The 17,071-nt window shown below is 42.5% G+C and carries 12 protein-coding genes; 2 read left to right on the forward strand and 10 right to left on the reverse strand.

The window, feature by feature from the left end; all coding sequences use genetic code 11:
• Positions 1 to 110: 110 nt before the first annotated feature.
• Entirely contained in the window at positions 111 to 1,292 is a 1,182-nt protein-coding gene (locus VB733_RS15985; protein ID WP_323341052.1) for an acetyl-CoA C-acyltransferase, read from the reverse strand.
• 166 nt (positions 1,293 to 1,458) lie between these two features.
• Between VB733_RS15985 and VB733_RS15990 the strand changes: the two genes are divergently transcribed.
• Positions 1,459 to 1,899 carry a four helix bundle protein gene (locus VB733_RS15990; RefSeq protein WP_416336325.1) on the forward strand — a complete coding sequence of 147 codons (441 nt, stop codon included), beginning with the start codon at positions 1,459 to 1,461 and terminating at the stop codon, positions 1,897 to 1,899.
• A 92-nt stretch (positions 1,900 to 1,991) separates the two neighbouring features.
• On the opposite strand, the gene VB733_RS15995 is transcribed toward VB733_RS15990, so the two are convergent.
• The 7 genes from VB733_RS15995 to dhaK all read right to left on the reverse strand — a co-directional run bounded on the left by VB733_RS15995 (position 1,992) and on the right by dhaK (position 13,298).
• Entirely contained in the window at positions 1,992 to 2,171 is a 180-nt protein-coding gene (locus VB733_RS15995; RefSeq protein ID WP_323341053.1) for a hypothetical protein, read from the reverse strand.
• 71 nt (positions 2,172 to 2,242) lie between these two features.
• Positions 2,243 to 4,600 (reverse strand): 3-hydroxyacyl-CoA dehydrogenase NAD-binding domain-containing protein, encoded by a 2,358-nt coding sequence (locus VB733_RS16000; protein WP_416336326.1) that lies wholly within the window; start codon positions 4,598 to 4,600, stop codon positions 2,243 to 2,245.
• 176 nt (positions 4,601 to 4,776) lie between these two features.
• Positions 4,777 to 6,861 carry an AMP-dependent synthetase/ligase gene (locus VB733_RS16005; RefSeq protein WP_323341055.1) on the reverse strand — a complete coding sequence of 695 codons (2,085 nt, stop codon included), beginning with the start codon at positions 6,859 to 6,861 and terminating at the stop codon, positions 4,777 to 4,779.
• Positions 6,862 to 7,385: 524 nt separating this feature from the next.
• Positions 7,386 to 8,345 carry an alpha/beta hydrolase gene (locus VB733_RS16010; protein ID WP_323341056.1) on the reverse strand — a complete coding sequence of 320 codons (960 nt, stop codon included), beginning with the start codon at positions 8,343 to 8,345 and terminating at the stop codon, positions 7,386 to 7,388.
• Positions 8,346 to 8,832: 487 nt separating this feature from the next.
• Entirely contained in the window at positions 8,833 to 11,373 is a 2,541-nt protein-coding gene (gene ptsP, locus VB733_RS16015; protein WP_323341057.1) for a phosphoenolpyruvate--protein phosphotransferase, read from the reverse strand.
• A 126-nt stretch (positions 11,374 to 11,499) separates the two neighbouring features.
• Positions 11,500 to 12,120 carry a dihydroxyacetone kinase subunit DhaL gene (dhaL, locus tag VB733_RS16020; RefSeq protein WP_323341058.1) on the reverse strand — a complete coding sequence of 207 codons (621 nt, stop codon included), beginning with the start codon at positions 12,118 to 12,120 and terminating at the stop codon, positions 11,500 to 11,502.
• Positions 12,121 to 12,227: 107 nt separating this feature from the next.
• On the reverse strand, positions 12,228 to 13,298 hold the full coding sequence (gene dhaK, locus VB733_RS16025) for a dihydroxyacetone kinase subunit DhaK (RefSeq protein WP_323341059.1): 1,071 nt from the start codon (positions 13,296 to 13,298) through the stop codon (positions 12,228 to 12,230).
• A gap of 214 nt (positions 13,299 to 13,512) precedes the next feature.
• Between dhaK and VB733_RS16030 the strand changes: the two genes are divergently transcribed.
• Positions 13,513 to 14,031 carry a hypothetical protein gene (locus VB733_RS16030; RefSeq protein WP_323341060.1) on the forward strand — a complete coding sequence of 173 codons (519 nt, stop codon included), beginning with the start codon at positions 13,513 to 13,515 and terminating at the stop codon, positions 14,029 to 14,031.
• Positions 14,032 to 14,193: 162 nt separating this feature from the next.
• On the opposite strand, the gene VB733_RS16035 is transcribed toward VB733_RS16030, so the two are convergent.
• Together VB733_RS16035 and VB733_RS16040 are read right to left on the reverse strand one after the other, a co-directional pair.
• Positions 14,194 to 16,380: an S-layer homology domain-containing protein gene (locus VB733_RS16035; RefSeq protein ID WP_323341061.1), complete on the reverse strand. Its 2,187-nt coding sequence runs from the start codon at positions 16,378 to 16,380 to the stop codon at positions 14,194 to 14,196.
• Between the two features lie 298 nt (positions 16,381 to 16,678).
• Entirely contained in the window at positions 16,679 to 16,852 is a 174-nt protein-coding gene (locus VB733_RS16040; RefSeq protein WP_323341062.1) for a hypothetical protein, read from the reverse strand.
• Between the last annotated feature and the right edge of the window lie 219 nt (positions 16,853 to 17,071).

The following is a 17,071-nucleotide window of genomic DNA, read 5'->3' on the forward strand; positions in this document are numbered from 1 at the left end:
CTATATAGAAATATGTAGGAATAGAAAATTTTATTCGTGTCTCCTCCTCTCCGTGTCTCCCTCTCTCCGTGTCTCCCCTCTCCCCCTCTCCCTGTCAGCATCATCTCATCTCAAATCATCAAATTCTCAAACACCGCAGCAGCACCCATGCCGCCACCAATGCACATTGTGACTAAGCCATAACGGACACCGCGACATTTCATTTCGTGGAGGATAGTTGCAGTCAGTTTTGCCCCTGTACAACCAAGGGGATGACCTAAAGCGATCGCACCTCCATTCACGTTTAATATTTCTTCGTTTAATCCCAGTTTGTGAATTACTGCTAAACTTTGGGCTGCGAATGCTTCGTTGAGTTCGATTAAGCCGATATCTGCTAATGTTAGTCCGACTTGTTTGAGTACCTTGGGAACTGCTTCAACGGGACCAATACCCATGATTTCCGGGGGAACTCCGGCAACTGCAAACCCTAACATTTTCCCTAAAGGTTTGACATCGAGTTCACGGAGCATGTGCTGACTCATTAATACCGTTGCTGCTGCACCATCGGACATTTGCGAAGAATTTCCAGCAGTCACAGTGCCACCGAAACGAAAAGCAGGTTGTAATTTAGCGAGGGCTTCCATACTGGTATCTGCACGCACTCCTTCATCAACTTGAAAGACTGTTTCGGTTGTTTGCGGCTTCCCATCTATGTATAAAGTTTCTCTGACCGTGAGGGGAATAATTTCCTCAACAAAACGATTTTGACGAATAGCAGTTAAAGCCTGTTGATGCGATCGCAATGCAAAAGCATCCTGTTCCTGTCGGGAAATTTGGTACTGTTGCGCCACATTCTCAGCTGTAATTCCCATCGTACAATAAACCTTGGGCATTTCCGCCAGCATCTCTGGATTGGGCGCGAGATAATGTCCCCCCATGGGAATCAAACTCATCGACTCCGCACCACCCGCAACAATCACCTCCGCACCACCAGCCAAAATTGCTTGATGTGCCATGGCGATCGCTTGGAGTCCAGAAGCGCAGAAACGGTTCACAGTCACACCTGCGACTGTATCGGGTAAACCTGCACGTTGAGCAATCACCCGTCCCAAATTAAAACCCTGTTCGGCTTCGGGAAAAGCACAACCAAAGATAACATCGTCAATAAATACAGGTTCTAAATTCGCAACTTGATTAATTGCACCTTTGACAACAACAGCACCCATATCATCGGGACGCATATTATGTAGAGTCCCGCGAGGCGCTTTACCGACGGCTGTTCTCACACTACTGACTATGTAGACTTCTTTCATAGTTTTTTACCGATTTTATATGTAGAAATGACACGGAGAGGGGGAGATGGGGGACGCGGAGATTTATTTTATGTGTTGCCAGATTTTGGAGAAAGGATATAAGTGATATGAGTAAGCAGAAGCAGGGAAGAATAAGGGGGTAGAAAAGAAATATAGGGGAGATGGGATGATGGTTAATATTCGGTCATTCAAAGATTTGAGGGCGTGGCAAAATGCAATGGATATCGCGATGAGGATTTTTGAGTTAACTAAATCTTTCCCAGTAGAAGAGCGTTATTCATTGACAGATCAAGTACGACGTTCCTCTCGTTCTGTGGCTGCAAATATCTCAGAAGCTTGGAGAAAAAGAAGATATCCAGCAGCATTTGTCAGTAAATTGAACGATGCTGAAAGCGAAGCCGCAGAAACCCAAACCTGGATTGAAGTTGCTTTGAGAAGTGGTTATCTCAAAAAAGAAATAGCTTTTGAATTGGATTCTCAATGCGAAGAAGTGCTAAGTCAATTAGTCAAAATGGCTTCACATCCTGAACAATGGACTATTAATTCTCATCATTCTAAACCCCCGATTTCTCAGACACATAAAACTGACACGGAGACACGGAGATAAAGGGATGCGGAGAAAAACTAATAATAACCCACTTACCAAACTTGATACCAGTTCCCCAGGTAGTGCTTTGCGCTACCTGAAAAGAGAAATTTTTAACCATAAGTGATTATAGTAATTAAGCAGACTTGATCTAAAATTCCAAACTTTTCTGCCCATTCCTCCTGATATATTCCCGCATCTACCCATCTCCTCTTGATATTTCCCCGCGTCCCCACGTCTCCCCATCTCCCCATCTCCTCTTGATATTTCCCCGCGTCCCCGCGTCTCACCATCTCCCCATCTCCTCCTGATATTTCCCCGCGTCTCCGCGTCTCCCCATCTCCCCATCTCCTCTTTCCCCTCCCTAATTCCGCAAAGGCTTCTTCGTTTTCAAAATATGGGCTATCCGTTCCTGCGTCTTCACCTGTTGTAATAAGGGTAGAAATGACTCCCTCTCCAACTGCAAGAGGTAATCTTCACTTACCAAACTCGGCGTAGACAACTCTCCACCAGTCATCACATAAGCCAAACGATTCGCTAGATAATTGTCATACTCGGAAATAAATCCTCCCTGTTGCATTACAGCCGCCGCATGTTCTAAGATTGCTCTTCCTTGCCTACCCAGTACCATAATGTGATGACGCTCTACAGGTGGAATATAACCCGTACGTTCCAAACAAATTACCTCTTCCTTCGCCACATACAAACGACTGTCTGCATTCATGACTATCTTGGTTGTCGGTGGTAGAAAACCTAACTCTACTCCTTCCTCGGCACTACTAGATACCTTCGCCATGCCGATGGTTGCAAATACTTTTCGTAGGAATGGCTGAATATCTTGCGGTGATTCACTTGCGGCTTTGTCAGCAGCCCATGTCACCATCCGCATGATGCCACCCGCACCGGGAATTAAACCGACACTGAGTTCGACTAAGCCAATATAGGTTTCCGCAGCCGCGACGACATGGGGACAAGCTAAAACTAATTCACAACCACCGCCCAATACGCGCCCAACTATCGCTGCCACAATTGGTTTGGGAAAGTATTTAATCCGTTGGAGTAGAGCTTGGAATCTGACAATTAAATCGGCAATTCCTTGTCCGTTGTGAGTTTGTGCCAACATTGCCATTTCCGCCAAGTTTGCACCACCGGAGAAGTTGGCGTTATCGTTACCAATGACTAATCCTCGGTAATTACCATTTTCAATTATATCTAGCGCGATCGCTAAACCATCAACTACCTTGAGGCTGAGGGTATTACCTTTGGAACGGAATTCATACAGGGCGACTCTATCACCCAAGTCTATCAAAGCGGCTTCGGAGTTTTGCCACAAGATATTTTTGGAGTCAGATTTTAATGCAGCTAAATTAATTCCTGTTGTCAAAGGCGATGTGGGTAGACAAAAATCATCAGCACATTCAGTCACAGGAGGGAAGTAAATTTTTCCTGGTTTGGCAATATCCTCACTTTTGTGTAATCTTTTCTCAATTTTTTCTGGTACAGCAATATCAGCAGCTTTCATATCTGCTAATACCCTTTCATATCCCAAAGCATCCCAAATTTCAAAAGGTCCCAGTTCCCAACCAAATCCCCAACGCATAGCTTTGTCAATATCACTGGGATTGTCGGCGATTTCGGGAATCCGACGGGTACTGTATGCGAGGATGTGCAGAGTTAGTTGGCGGAAAAATTCACCCCCACGACTTGTATCTTGATACAAAGTACGTAACCGTTCTTTCAAATCAGGAATTTTGGCGATCGCCTCTATATTACCTAAATCAAGAGGTTTTGCTGATTCATAAATAAAGGTGCGTGGATTGATGGAGAGAATTTCTTTTCCTTGTTTCTTGTAAAATCCTTGACCTATTTTTGCTCCTAATGTCCCAGTTTCTACCAGTTTCCGTAACAGGGGAGGAACACGGAAAATTTCCTGACTTTCATCGTTGGGAATTACTGGATACAAGTTTGCTAATACGTACATGAGGGTATCCAATCCGACGATATCAGCAGTGCGGAATGTCCCTGATTTTGGTCGTCCGGCAATTGTCCCTGTTAATGTATCAATTTCTTCGATTGTATATCTTCCTTCCGTAAAAGCATGGATAGCAAACATGGTTGCATACATGCCAATGCGATTGGCAATAAAATTAGGTGTATCTTTGGCAACAACTATACCTTTACCTAAATACAGTTCACCAAACCACTTCATTCTCGCCAGAGTTTTCACCTCAGTATCAGTAGTAGGAATTAATTCTAGTAATTTCAGATAGCGAGGTGGGTTGAAGAAGTGAGTACCCAAAAAGCGCTTACGGAATGACTCTGAACAACCTTTGGCAATTTCCCGAATTGGTAAACCGCTAGTATTGGTTGAGATGATTGTGTCATCACGAATCACTTTTTCTAACCTTGCCATTAATTCTTGTTTAATTGCCAGATTTTCCACCACTGCTTCAATTACCCAATCGACATCAGCAAGACGATGAAAATGTTCGTCAAAATTCCCCAAAGTGACACGGCGAGCGATTTTTTCGCTAAAAAATATAGGTGGCGATTGTTTTACAGCTTTTTTAAATGCAGTTTCCACTAATTCATTTTTTTTGCCAGTTTTTGCGGCAATATCTAATAAATGAACAGTTAGTCCTGCGTTGGCAAGGTGCGCGGCTATTTGGCTTCCCATCACTCCTGCACCAAGAACAGCAGCAGTTCGGAATGGTTTATGCATCATGTTTAAACCTGCCTTTTTTGGATTTTGAATTTGAGTTTTCAGTAAGTAGATTTAATTAATGATTATTAATGTATAAATATTAGTAGATAAGATGCCCACTATATTTTAATTGTTTAATTCCAACTACTTACTTCACTTTTTTCGATAACTTAAAAACTACATTGGCAACTAAATTACGAGCTTAAAGATTGAGCATACACAGGGCAGTATGAAGTCGGAATTACCGGACAAATTTCATTTAAATCAGATATTTTTCCTGCATCTAATTGTCCTCGCTTCTCCCAATCTCTTCCCCAAACTTCCCCATACATAGCATTGATTTCTGGAGCAAAAATCTCTGCAACTTGGGCACGATTTACTTGTTGATTTGCTGTTAGTCCTCCATTTTCAATAGTCAGACTATAATTAATTAGTTGAAAGCGTTTAATAGTTGACCAATAGGGTAAATGACAATTGGCTTCGTCAACTAACATTTGATATAAAGCAATGATACAAGGATGTTTGAGTAAAGTTTCACTTGCTAAATTCAACCCTACAGATAAAGCATACTCATGAAGATTTTCCAAATGGGGAAAAATCAACATGCTGCAAAACTTACGTTCGGAACCAACAGTGACAGCTTTGGCAACTAAAGATGATTTTTCCAGCTTGCTTTCTAGCGGTTCTGGAGTGACATATTTACCAGTCGAAAGTTTAAAACGGCTTTTCTTTAATCCAGTAATTTGCAGAAAACCTGCTTTGTTAATTTTGCCTAAGTCACCTGTATGTAACCAACCATCTACATCAATTAACTTTTGAGTCGCTGCCTGATTTTTGTAATAGCCTTGAGTCATGTAAGGGCTACGAGTTAGAATTTCGCCATCAGTTGCGATCGCAATTTCGACTCCTGGTAAAGCTACACCAACTGTTCCTGCATAGTTGTACTCTCCTCGACAGCATGTCACAGCCGAAGCTGTTTCTGTCAATCCATAGCCTTGTAATACTGTAATTCTAGCAGCCGCTAGCAAGTTTGCAATCTCTGCTTTTAAAGAAGCTCCTCCACAAATCAGATATTTGAGATTACCTCCAAATACAACTCGCCATTTGGAGAATACTAATCTATCGAATAATTTCAACATTAAGGCATATCTACCTCGTGGTATTTCCCCAAGTTTGTATTTTTTCGCCAGATTTAGCGACCATTTTAAGATTAAGCGCTGAGGAGAGGGAGGGGGAGAGGGGGAGAAAAGATTTTCTTGTCTCCGCGTCCCCCCGTGTCTCCGCGTCTCCTTGTCCCCTTGTCCCCGCGTCCCCTTATCCCCGCGTCCCCTTATCCCCGTGTCTCCGCGTCCTCTTTTCGCTTCTTCAAGAATCTTGCTATAAAATTTCTCCAAAAATAGTGGAACCGTGGCAAATATCGTCGGTTTCACTTCTGGAATCAGTTTCATTACTTTGGTGATAGTCGTAAAGTAAATGCTGTGTCCATAATTCAAATGACCATATAGTAAAACACGAGCGAAAACATGGGTGAGGGGTAGAAATGAGAGAACTACCTCTTTTGCTCCCAATTCCAAATTGGGAATCCCAGAAAATGCTGCTAATGCATTTCCAGACAGGTTCTCATGGGTGAGCATGACTCCTACAGGTTCTCCCGTTACTCCTGGAATATAGACAATACTCGCAAGGTTATCTGGGGCAAGTTCTGTACGTAGTTGCACACATCTCTCCTCAGAAATGAGAGCTTTTCCGCGACTACGAAGTTCATGCAATGAAAATATACTTTCCGCATCTCCCCTTCCCCGTCTCTCACCCTCCTCTTCGGCAACTATCACCCTCTGCAAACTTGATATATCTGGCAAATAAGATGCAATTTGATTAAATAAATTCAGATTAGAGACAATTAGTACCTTTGCTTCCGAGTGGTGCAGAATAAAAACGATGTGTTCGATAGTCTGGGTGATATCGATAGGTACATTTACTAACCCAGCTAGGAGAGTACCCATATCCGCGATCGCCAAGTTAATATCGCTATGCATGAGTAATGCGACTCTGTCTCCCTTCTCTAACTGCAAATCTAGTAATCCGCAGGCGACTTCTTCCACAGCAGACTGGAATGCTTGGTTAGATAAAGATTGCCAAGTTGATTTTACCCTTTGATTAAAGGCGGTTTGATTGGGCGATCGCCTACAAGCTTCATCTAGTAAAGATGGCAAAGTTCGCCCCAAAAATACTTCTCCGGAATTAGGAGGTGCTTGATAAGTTTGCTCGCAACATACCATTCTATTTAAAAAGAGTGTTCAACTCTTCCCTCTTAAATAGTTTTGTGGGTTGATGACTAATTGAATATAAGCAATTTCAATGCTGAAAAATATCTATGTTTATGCCTCTATTTCCTGTTCTACTCTTATTGATGTGGGATTAGAAAACATTTATTTATCTGTGATATTTCTAGCTATACCAACAGTAGAAAATAAAAGTTTTAGCACTTGATTCAATCCACATTTTTAAGTCCAAGCTTCACTGAAAACACAATATACAAAACTCAACACATCAGTATTTGCTGACTTCTGATATCTGAATTTATATTTTGCGATTTTCTCCTGATTCATTGGTAATTAATAGCAGATTTATTTTTTTCTAGACTTAGGCTGCTGCTAAACCTAAGTGGTCTTATACCTATGTACTTTGTACATATTACTAATGTAGAACATAGCAGGGATCAAAATCCACTATTGTATCTTTTTTGTAAAAAATAAAACGAAAATATCGATAAAAAGCAGAGTTTAGACTTGAGTAGATAGTTTTACAAATCAGAATAACCAACTTGGACTATGGGTGCTGACTCTTGGCTCCTGAGTTCTATTTTCAGGGAACTTGATTGTAAACTAGGGGTTTGAATCTGACATTGGCTGGCGCGATCGCTCGTGACTTTATCTAAATGCTTTTCTAGCCAATTCTCTAAGTCTGTCAGCATCACTTTGTAGTTAATGTCTTGGTGCAGGTCGTGGTAGTCCCCTTGATATAGATAGCGTTCTTTATCGACAAAAGTGACTTGTTGAAAAAATGCCAAACTCCCCTCTGGAGGTGCGACTTTATCTTTACTGCCATGCAAGATTAATAAAGGAACTTCTAATGTAGATGCGTGTTTTGCCACCCATTTTTCGGTCGTAAAAAACTCTGTTGCCAGTCTTGCTGTACCGTATTCATGCCTTAATGGGTCTTTCGCATTTGCAGCTATTACTTGTGGGTCGCAGCAACTTGTACCCTGTTTAATGCCAACTTTGAGGGTAAAACGAGGATAAACTCGCGAAAGCATTCTTCCTAAGACAACTTTGAGCGGTGGAACTTTGACTTTTCCCAATGCCGGCGCTGTTAAGATGAGTCCCTGTAAACTTTCGGGAAACCGCAAGGCAAAGTCTAGGGCAATAGTTGCTCCTAAACTATGTCCCCACAAAAAACAGGCGCAGGTTGGTGCTTGTTCCTGAATCCGCATTAAAAAGGTATGTAAGTCTTCCCGAAACTCTGCCCAACTATTTATATGTCCCCTTTGTCCAGGCGATCGCCCATGCCCCCGGAGGTCAAATGCATAGGCTGCATAGTTTTGACTAACCAAGTCCTGAACAGCAGTTGTAAACAATCCACTATGTCCTCCCAGTCCATGAACGATCGCAATAATTGCCTTGATTTGCCCCTCTGGCTGCCAAGTTTGGTAATACAGGTTAAATCCTCCCGTACCAACGAACGTTCCTTCTATATGCGACATTTCTCAACCTCCACATGCATTATTTTTATTGAAGAAGAATAATTCCGGAGTTATCACCAGAATTAGTCCAAGTTATGTCTGATTTCTTGGCACTAAATAGTGGAATCAAACCAAAATTTCAAAGTTTGATGATATCTTGAAAGTGATTTCCAGAATTTGTGAGAAACATTTATGATAGGCAAGTGAATCTCTAATACTTAGATTTTTGTAATCAGCAAATAACCTAGTATTAAAAGTTAACATTTCCTAAAATTTAGTCACTAAATTTGTGAAGCTATATTGCGTTAGCTTGAAGACTCAGAAGTCAGCGTTGATTTACTTATTATACTGTTTTTTAGATGGAGATTGCACAAATTACTCTTAGCCCTTAAAGGGATTAAGAACTACTGATTCACCAAGCTGAAATTGACTGCTTGAGGTTGACTAGTATAAAAATATCTAAACTAGCAATAATTGCTTTGTTAACATAGGCACAAATCTGCAATAATCACCAATAATTAAATGTTGCCAACATTTCCCGTACTTTTGTGGCGGAATCTTGTTTGAGTGCTTCTGAGGCGATCGCTTCGGCTTCGATTAAACTTAATCTGGTAATGGATTTTTTAAATCTTGGTATTGCTTGCGGGTTCAAACTCACGTCATCGATGCCAAAACCTAATAATATTGGTGTGGCAATGGGGTCAGAACCAAGTTCCCCACACAAACTGACTGCAATTCCGGCTTTATGTCCCGATTGTACTGTTTGCAATACCATTCTTAATACCGCAGGATGGAGGGCATCCGCTAAACTGGCAACTTGGGGATTTGTGCGATCGCAAGCCATGACATACTGACTGAGGTCGTTAGTACCAATACTAAAGAAATCGACTTCGGCGGCAAGTTGATCGGCAATGGCGACTGCGGAAGGAACTTCCACCATAATACCTACTTTAATGTTTTCGTCGAAGAAAATTCTCCCTTGTCGAAGTTCATTTTTTACTTCTTCTAAAATGATTTTCGCTGCATGTAGTTCCCCGATTGTGGAAATCATGGGAAACATTATTTTTATTGTCCTACTGATACTAGCCCGTAAAATTGCCCGTAATTGGATTTTAAATAATTCCTGCCGATCCAAACAAAATCTAATTCCTCGCCACCCTAAAAATGGGTTATTTTCTGGTGGTAAGTTTAAATATGGTGCGGGTTTATCGCCACCGACATCAAGCGTGCGAATTACAACCGGACGAGATTCTAAGACTTGAGTAATCCCTTGATAAACTGCAAATTGTTCTTCCTCACTGGGTGCTGTGGTTCGATCTAGATACAAAAATTCGGTACGCAACAATCCGACACCCTCTGCACCCATACTGACTGCAACTTGAGCATCCGCAACACCACCAATATTTGCGAGGACTGTCATTTGTTTCCCATCGGTAGTAATGGCTGCACGATGGGCATTTTCCCGCACCTTTTGTTGGGAGGTTTGCCATGCTTCAGATTCGGCTGCCAGGGCGGTGACTATATCTGCATTGGGTTCGATCCAAACATAACCCTTGTCACCATCAATCCCAATTACCGTGCCATCATCAATCCGCAAAATCTCGTCCGGAATGCCGACAACTGCGGGTATCCCCAAACTCCGGGCAATAATGGCTGTGTGTGATGTTGAACTACCTGCTGTAGTACAAATACCTAACACCTTACTCGTATCCAGTTGTGCCGTATCAGAAGGGGTGAGGTCTGTGGCAACTAAAATCGCTGGCTGAGTCAGATTCAGATGGGCAGCCGCAGTACCCAGTAATAAACGTAACACACGCTGTCCTACGTCCAAAACATCCGCAGCACGCGATCGCAGGTAGGAATCGGAGTGGGTGCGGTATTGGTTGGAGAGTTCTTCGACTACAGCTTGCCATGCGGAGGCGGCGTTGATATGTTCGACGAAAATGTAATGTTGTAAGGCTTCAAGAATTATCGGGTCGCCAAGGAATAATAAATGCGCGTCAAATATTGCTGCTTCTGCGTCACCGATTTGGGTTGATGCTTGGGAAAGCAGGGTTGTAATTTCTTGGGCAGCAGAGTTGAGGGCATCTTGTAAACATTGCCACTCATGCCCTGTGTCTTCTACATAATACTGCGGTGATTTGAGGGTTGGAAGTTGATGTCTAATCAGCGAGACAACTGAGTAGCGGTAAATAGGAGCGATCGCCACTCCTGGGGATGCGGGAATGCCTTTGAGGGATGGGGCAGCAATGGATACTGGTGTTGTTTCCCTGGGAATCTGGGGAATTTCTTCGGGAATATAGATTGGGTTATCGCCTTCGCCAAAGTTATCTTCTACTAGGGCTTGTAATGCAGCTAGTGCGGCATCCGCATCAACTCCGGTGGCGGAAATTGCCAGTTCATGCCCATGACGGACTCCGAGCATGGCAACTTGGTTAATGCTATCGGCACGGACGTATTCTGTTTTCTTGGTAATATTTCTAACTTTAATTTGAGCCAGAAAGCGAGCGGCTGTAGCGACAAATTGGGCTGCGGGACGGGCATGTAAGCCCATGCGGTTACTGACAGCAAGATGGATTTCTTTTGTTTGTGATGTTCCCGGTGTTGGCGCTGGTTCGTAGCTATTAGTTACAGGCACATTAATCCCTAACTGCGAAGCCTTTGCCATTAAAGCGCCCCGTGCTTCGGCAATCACCTGTTCAATATTACTACCAGCCGCAGCCGAAACCACAGCTGCGATCGCTCCTTCAACTAATGGTGCTTCACAAAGGTGAATATTTTGACGTTGTGCTTCCGTGAGAAATTCCAGTGCCATTTCTGCACTCATTAAAGCACTGCCCATATCCATTAAGACAACAACACCAGCATCACTGTAAACAGATTCAATCGCTTGATGAACCTGTATCACATCAGTTCCCAGTGGATTTTCGACATCATCAACACCACCAGCAACCGCGAGGGGAACAATACCTTGAACCATCTGCACTGCGAGTTCCCGTACGCCTTCTGCTAGTCGCTTGCTGTGAGAAACAATGACAATTCCAACCACTGTTACGTTGTTAACCCCGACGCAAAGTTACATTCAAGCTAAATTATAGTTAATTTGTTAGTGGGTAATAGTTACTTGGTAATTAATTACTAACCATCAATGACTAACATTAACTATTCCCTATTTTTACAAACTTTCATACAAACACTTCAACATTAAGTAACATGAAGTTGCTCCAGGGTCTTGATGTCCGATGCTACGCTCGCCGAGATAACTGGCACGTCCTTTTTTTGCCTGCATGAGTGCTGTATCTTTCATGGCTTGTTCGGCGGCGACTAAGGCTTGCCCCATGGCATCACGCATTTGTTTTCTCTCATCCACGGCTTTTTCAAATGCTGTTACGGCTGGAAAGAGTACATCCAGCATGGTTTTATCACCTAATTGGGTTTTTCCGCGTTCAATTACACCATTTAAACCAGCGCGGAGCATATCTAGCATATCCTGTTCATCGAGTTCTGAGCGATCGGCAACGGCAGAGCTAGCTCTTAAGAAAAAAGTCCCATACAAAGGACCACTAGCACCGCCAATACTAGAAATTAGCGTCATACTAACTGCTTTTAAAATGCTACCAATATCCTTATTTGTAATAGTTGGTAATTGAATCAGTAATTTCTTAAAACCACGCTCCATATTAATACCATGATCCGCATCACCAATTGCTGCATCTAATTCCGTCAAATATTCTTTATTCTGTTCAATTTTGGTTGCGAATCGCTGCAACCACCGCAAAATTTGTTCTGTATTCATATAACTTATTGCAGTTATTAATTATTAGTTAATTAATGGGTGCTGCTGAATAGATATTGGTAAATAGGTATTGGGAATTACCCATTCATCCTTGTTCCTTTCCCCGATTAAACTCCCCAACGCCAAGTAGGAGTATTGACGGGCGCATCCCACAACTCAATCATCTCATCATCTAATTTAAGTAAAGTTATTGAGCAACCTTGCATCTCCAAGGAGGTAATATAGGAGCCGATTAAATTACGAACAATTTGGATTCCCCTGTTTTGGCAAATCTCCGCCAGCTTTCTATAAACAATATAAAGTTCTGAAATTGGAGTTCCCCCCATCCCATTGACAAAGGCTAAAATGCGATCGCCTCTTTGAAATGGTTGATTAACTAACTCACAATCAAACCATTTACCGTTATCCATATCCCACTCCCGCACGACACGGGTATATGCTGAATCTTCGAGAATAGATAAAGCTAACATTGATACCAACTCATTCGCTGGCATTAAATCCATCCGCTTTCTACCAGGTTCCCCGTGGATGCCAATACCTACTTCTATCTCCTTTGCACCTAGAGCAAATGTTGGCGACATTCGCATCGGTACAGTACAGGAACTCAAGGCGATTCCCATACTGCGTCCACTTAAATTTACCCGGCGACACAAATCTGCTACTTGCTGCAAACTATATCCCCTTTCTGCCGCCGCCCCACAAATTTTCTCGGCTAAAACTGTTGTGCCGACACCCCTTCTACCTTGGGTGTATATATCCCTCACCGCCACATCATCATCAATTAAAATATTCAGTACCCGAATACCTTCAGAGTGAGCTAATTCCGTCGCCATCTCAAAATTCATCACATCGCCACTATAGTTTTTGACGATATAAATTACACCAGCACCACCATCAACTGCCTGTGCTGCTGCCAACATTTGGTCGGGGGTTGGTGAAGTGAAAATCTGTCCTGGACAAGCTGCATCTAGCATCCCCATGCCGACAAACCCCGCGTGCATCGGCTCATGCCCGCTACCACCACCGGAAATAATTGCTACCTTTCCTGACTTCGGTGCATCTAGGCGATGAATAAAAGTTGGGTCAAAGTTAATTTTAATTAAATCTGCATGGGCAGCTGCCATACCTTCGAGACTTTCGCGAACAAAGTCTTCCGGATTGTTAATCAGCTTCTTCATGATTCTGTCACTCCCGGTTCCAAGGGTGTATATACCCCCAGTCACAGATTACCACGTCCAAAGTGGGCAGTGTTGTAGCTTACTTTTCCCTAGGTTAATTCCTGAAAGAAGTCCGAATCTAAAATTCAGGAGTCAAAATAGAAAGGAAGACTCAGTTGAATTGAGATTCTCCTAAGTCCTTTTCACAAGCAAAATTATTCATAATTGTGGATATATGTTGTCTTTTTCAATCCGCCTGTTGTTCGTAACTATTTTGGTGCTACCCTTTGTATTTGGATGTACTAATCCGATTAGTTTTGCTGTCCCCAAAAATTCTCACTCTGCCAATACTCAACCACAACTGCAATCAGGGCAAGCTCAAGGTGTAAGTGGTACTGTTGTCCGTGTCACAGGTAATCAAATGCCGAGTGTTGGTGAAAATCGTCAACGCAGTCAACCACAACCCGTAAAAACTGACGTTTGGATTTTTTCTGGGCGTATCCCAGCCAAGGGAACTCGTATACCGGTGACGGAAGCAAAACAAAATTTTCAGCTAGTCACGCAAGTGAAAACTGACAAAAATGGTAAGTTTTTTGTCAAATTACCTCCGGGAGAATATACAATTTTCGCTCAGTATGGTAGCGATTTGTACTTAAATTCTTTTTTGGGTGATGGCAGTTTTAAAACTGTGCAAGTTACTGAAGGAAAGATGACAGAAACACGCTTAGTTAATCGTGAAACTGCCTCTTTTTAAGCTCTGGAAATAGAGACATAAAAACCGGGCGGAAAAGCCCGGTAACAAAATGCTTAAAATATGGGAAAAACTAGTGGTTCGCCAACCCATAATTGACGGGTTGAGATTGACTCGGAGATTTTTGTCCCTGCTAAAGTTACTTTGGTGAACTACTAGAAGAAATTATTTTTTACCACCGGGTGTACGTCCACCTTCGTCATTGCTGCCACCGCGTGGCTGGGAGTTTCCAGGGTCGCACCCTTCAGCTCCGTTACCAATTCCTTGGTTACAATTACGTTTGGGTTTATCGTCGTCGTCATCGTCGTCATCGGAACGCTGACCTTGTCCAGACATTTTATCATCGTCATCATCGTCATCATCATCATCGTCATCCGAGCGCTGACTTTCCCGCGACATATCCATTTGTTGTTGAGTCTGATTTTGCTCAACAGCATATTGGGAAGAAATATCTGTGGCTTCCCCAGTGCTAACAAGGGCTTTATATATTAAAGCTGCGACTTCAGCACGGGTGGCAACTTTATCGACATTGAGAGTGGCAGCATTCGGATAATTGACAATTATACCTCTTTGAGTCAAAGCCGCGATCGCATTGCGTACGTCACTACGAATTGTTGTGGCATCGCTATAGGCATTCAATATGGCTTCAGTAGAGCCAGTAACAGTGTAGTTCAAACCGCGTGCGATCGCCAGTAGAGTTTCTAAACGTGATAGCTGGGCTGTCGGCTGAAATTTAGTCCCAGAAGTTGTTAAAAATCCAGTTTGATGAGCTTCACGGATAGCATTAAATGCCCAGTATCCCTGGGAAACATCTGTGAATTTTACTTCATTGCGAATTTTGGCTTTGGTAAAGGCTTGGGCAATCATCGCCGCAAATTGGGCACGAGTCACCTGTTCATCGGGACGGAAATTACCATCGGGGAATCCTTCAATAATTTCCATTGCTGCTAATTCAGCAATAAAATCTTTTGCCCAATGATTTACGGATACGTCAGAGAATTGGATTTGAACACCGTTGGCGACACCTACTTCCCGGTAAGCCATCAACATTTGCCCAACATCATAAGCTGATGTCTCATCATCACTGACTTCGTTGATTTGCACTAATTGGTTTGGTGTAGCTTTGAGGGCAGCAGCGAGGTTAGAACCAAAAGCACTCATGGATTTCTGAACTAGTGCGTACTCTCCTTTGGTAAAAGATGTGGGATAGACGCTATTAGTAAAGGCTGACATGCCTTGAACTTGGAATTGGCTAACTTGAATTTCGCGGGAATTACTGATAAAGCTGACATTTTGGTTGCTAACTTGGGTAAAGTAGTCGTACGTGGTGCTACCGGAGTCAACTTTGCCATCGAAGTCAGCATCTAAGCCATAAATAGTACGTACAACTTTGTATTCATTGGGCTTGGCGGATAACACCAAGTTCACAGTGCTATTTGCCGACAAACATTCAAATTCACTGTAGCCCAGAAACCGATTTTGGGTATCGTACAAGCGAACAACAATTCTATCGCCAGCTTTCAAGCCCTTCGCAAATTTGGCTTTTTGCTTGATTTTGTATTTGTAATCACCAAAAAATCGCTCTTTGGCATATCCTTTGCCACGTTTTGCTTTCACCGAAATACGGGCAATAATGTCCTCAGAGAAATTCCCGGCTGGTTGCAAAATTCCCAGGGTAAAGCCAGGTTTTTTGCTCTTGCTATCAACTGTGACGGTGCGATTTGCGGCAACAGTTTGCACTGTACCCATTTTCACTTCTTGACTACTACTACTGCTAGTAGTACGAGCCGACAAAACTTCACTACGACGTTGAATAGTGCTTCTGCTGGTAATTTGTTGCCTGGTACTTTGGATTTTCTGCATGGTTGCAGTTAGGGTTTGACTGGAACTTTCGTCGATTTTGGCAACAGTACCAGTTTCATCGGTGCGGTAAGCCCAGGTTTGCTCACTACCAGCAACAATTACTTGCCAACCAGGAACCAATGCTTGTGTACAGCTTGCATTTGATTTTAGACCCAAGCAGCCATCTGACCAAGTTATTTTTTCTGCTTTGAGGATACGCAGAGATGACATCTCTACATTTGTGCGTTCTGTAACATCTTTGAAAATCGATGCTTTGACTGCTTCTGGTAAATTTTCAGTTGTTGATTGGTTGGCTTGTTCGTCAACCATATCCTGGGCAACTAGTGGGAAATTTTGAGTATTTTGAGTATTATTTAGCTTTTCTTCAATGCTGGTAGGCAACCCTGATGCTGCAAAAGCCGAAGCAACCGGCGAAACCATTGCTACATAGGCAGTTGCGAAAATTACTTTACCGAAGGAAGTCAATAGATTTTGATTTTGCTTGCTCATTTTATACTAGTCCAGCCGAGTAAACAGTTTATAAAGCAAATAATGTGCTTCTGGGTTTAGTAATCCCGGATGAGCTAGAAAATAAACAAAAAATGCATATCCTTAATGAAACTTTTACAATTTGCGCGATCGCACGTAGTCATATTATGTCCGGTTTAATACTGCTAATTTAGACTGACACGGAGGCTTAGAGACGCGGGGAAATTTTAATCACCGGGCATGACAATAAGTCCCCGACACTCAGTCAGGTTTGATACTTGATCGAAGTCTTCATCACAAAACTTAATTGCGAATTAATTTATGAATATCCTTTGGCATCACATTCTTTATGCCAACAACGTTCTAAAAGTTCGATGTGATAAATTTGTGCGAAACGCCGGGGATTAAATATGGGTGGTTTTTCTGCACTTAGTAATGGCTGGTTAAGATACTGCCAAAACGGAAATTTTATTTTGGTTTCTTCTGGTGTCATAAGAGAAGCAAACAAATTTAGTATAAAAATGTTGTTACAGTGTTTGACTTCTGGTAAAAATCCATGCCATCCACTGAATATACAAGTTAAAGATGACACATCACTTATACTGGTGTCTTGGTGACAATTGCGGAATATTCAGGAACGATGAAGCAGCATACTGATAGGGGAATATATGGGGAAGAAAAAATGCGCCAGTCACAACTAGCGCACTCTCAA

This window comes from Calothrix sp. UHCC 0171 (genome assembly GCF_034931845.1).
GTDB lineage: Bacteria > Cyanobacteriota > Cyanobacteriia > Cyanobacteriales > Nostocaceae > Brunnivagina.

Bases quoted from the DNA above. Each gene is read 5' to 3' on its own strand.
- dhaK (WP_323341059.1), bottom strand. From the start codon at position 13,298: ATGAAGAAGCTGATTAACAATCCGGAAGACTTTGTTCGCGAAAGTCTC.
- VB733_RS16040 (WP_323341062.1), bottom strand. From the start codon at position 16,852: ATGACACCAGAAGAAACCAAAATAAAATTTCCGTTTTGGCAGTATCTT.
- VB733_RS15990 (WP_416336325.1), top strand. From the start codon at position 1,459: ATGATGGTTAATATTCGGTCATTCAAAGATTTGAGGGCGTGGCAAAAT.
- dhaL (WP_323341058.1), bottom strand. From the start codon at position 12,120: ATGAATACAGAACAAATTTTGCGGTGGTTGCAGCGATTCGCAACCAAA.
- VB733_RS15985 (WP_323341052.1), bottom strand. From the start codon at position 1,292: ATGAAAGAAGTCTACATAGTCAGTAGTGTGAGAACAGCCGTCGGTAAA.
- VB733_RS16000 (WP_416336326.1), bottom strand. From the start codon at position 4,600: ATGCATAAACCATTCCGAACTGCTGCTGTTCTTGGTGCAGGAGTGATG.
- VB733_RS15995 (WP_323341053.1), bottom strand. From the start codon at position 2,171: ATGGTGAGACGCGGGGACGCGGGGAAATATCAAGAGGAGATGGGGAGA.
- VB733_RS16010 (WP_323341056.1), bottom strand. From the start codon at position 8,345: ATGTCGCATATAGAAGGAACGTTCGTTGGTACGGGAGGATTTAACCTG.
- VB733_RS16030 (WP_323341060.1), top strand. From the start codon at position 13,513: ATGTTGTCTTTTTCAATCCGCCTGTTGTTCGTAACTATTTTGGTGCTA.
- VB733_RS16035 (WP_323341061.1), bottom strand. From the start codon at position 16,380: ATGAGCAAGCAAAATCAAAATCTATTGACTTCCTTCGGTAAAGTAATT.
- VB733_RS16005 (WP_323341055.1), bottom strand. From the start codon at position 6,861: ATGGTATGTTGCGAGCAAACTTATCAAGCACCTCCTAATTCCGGAGAA.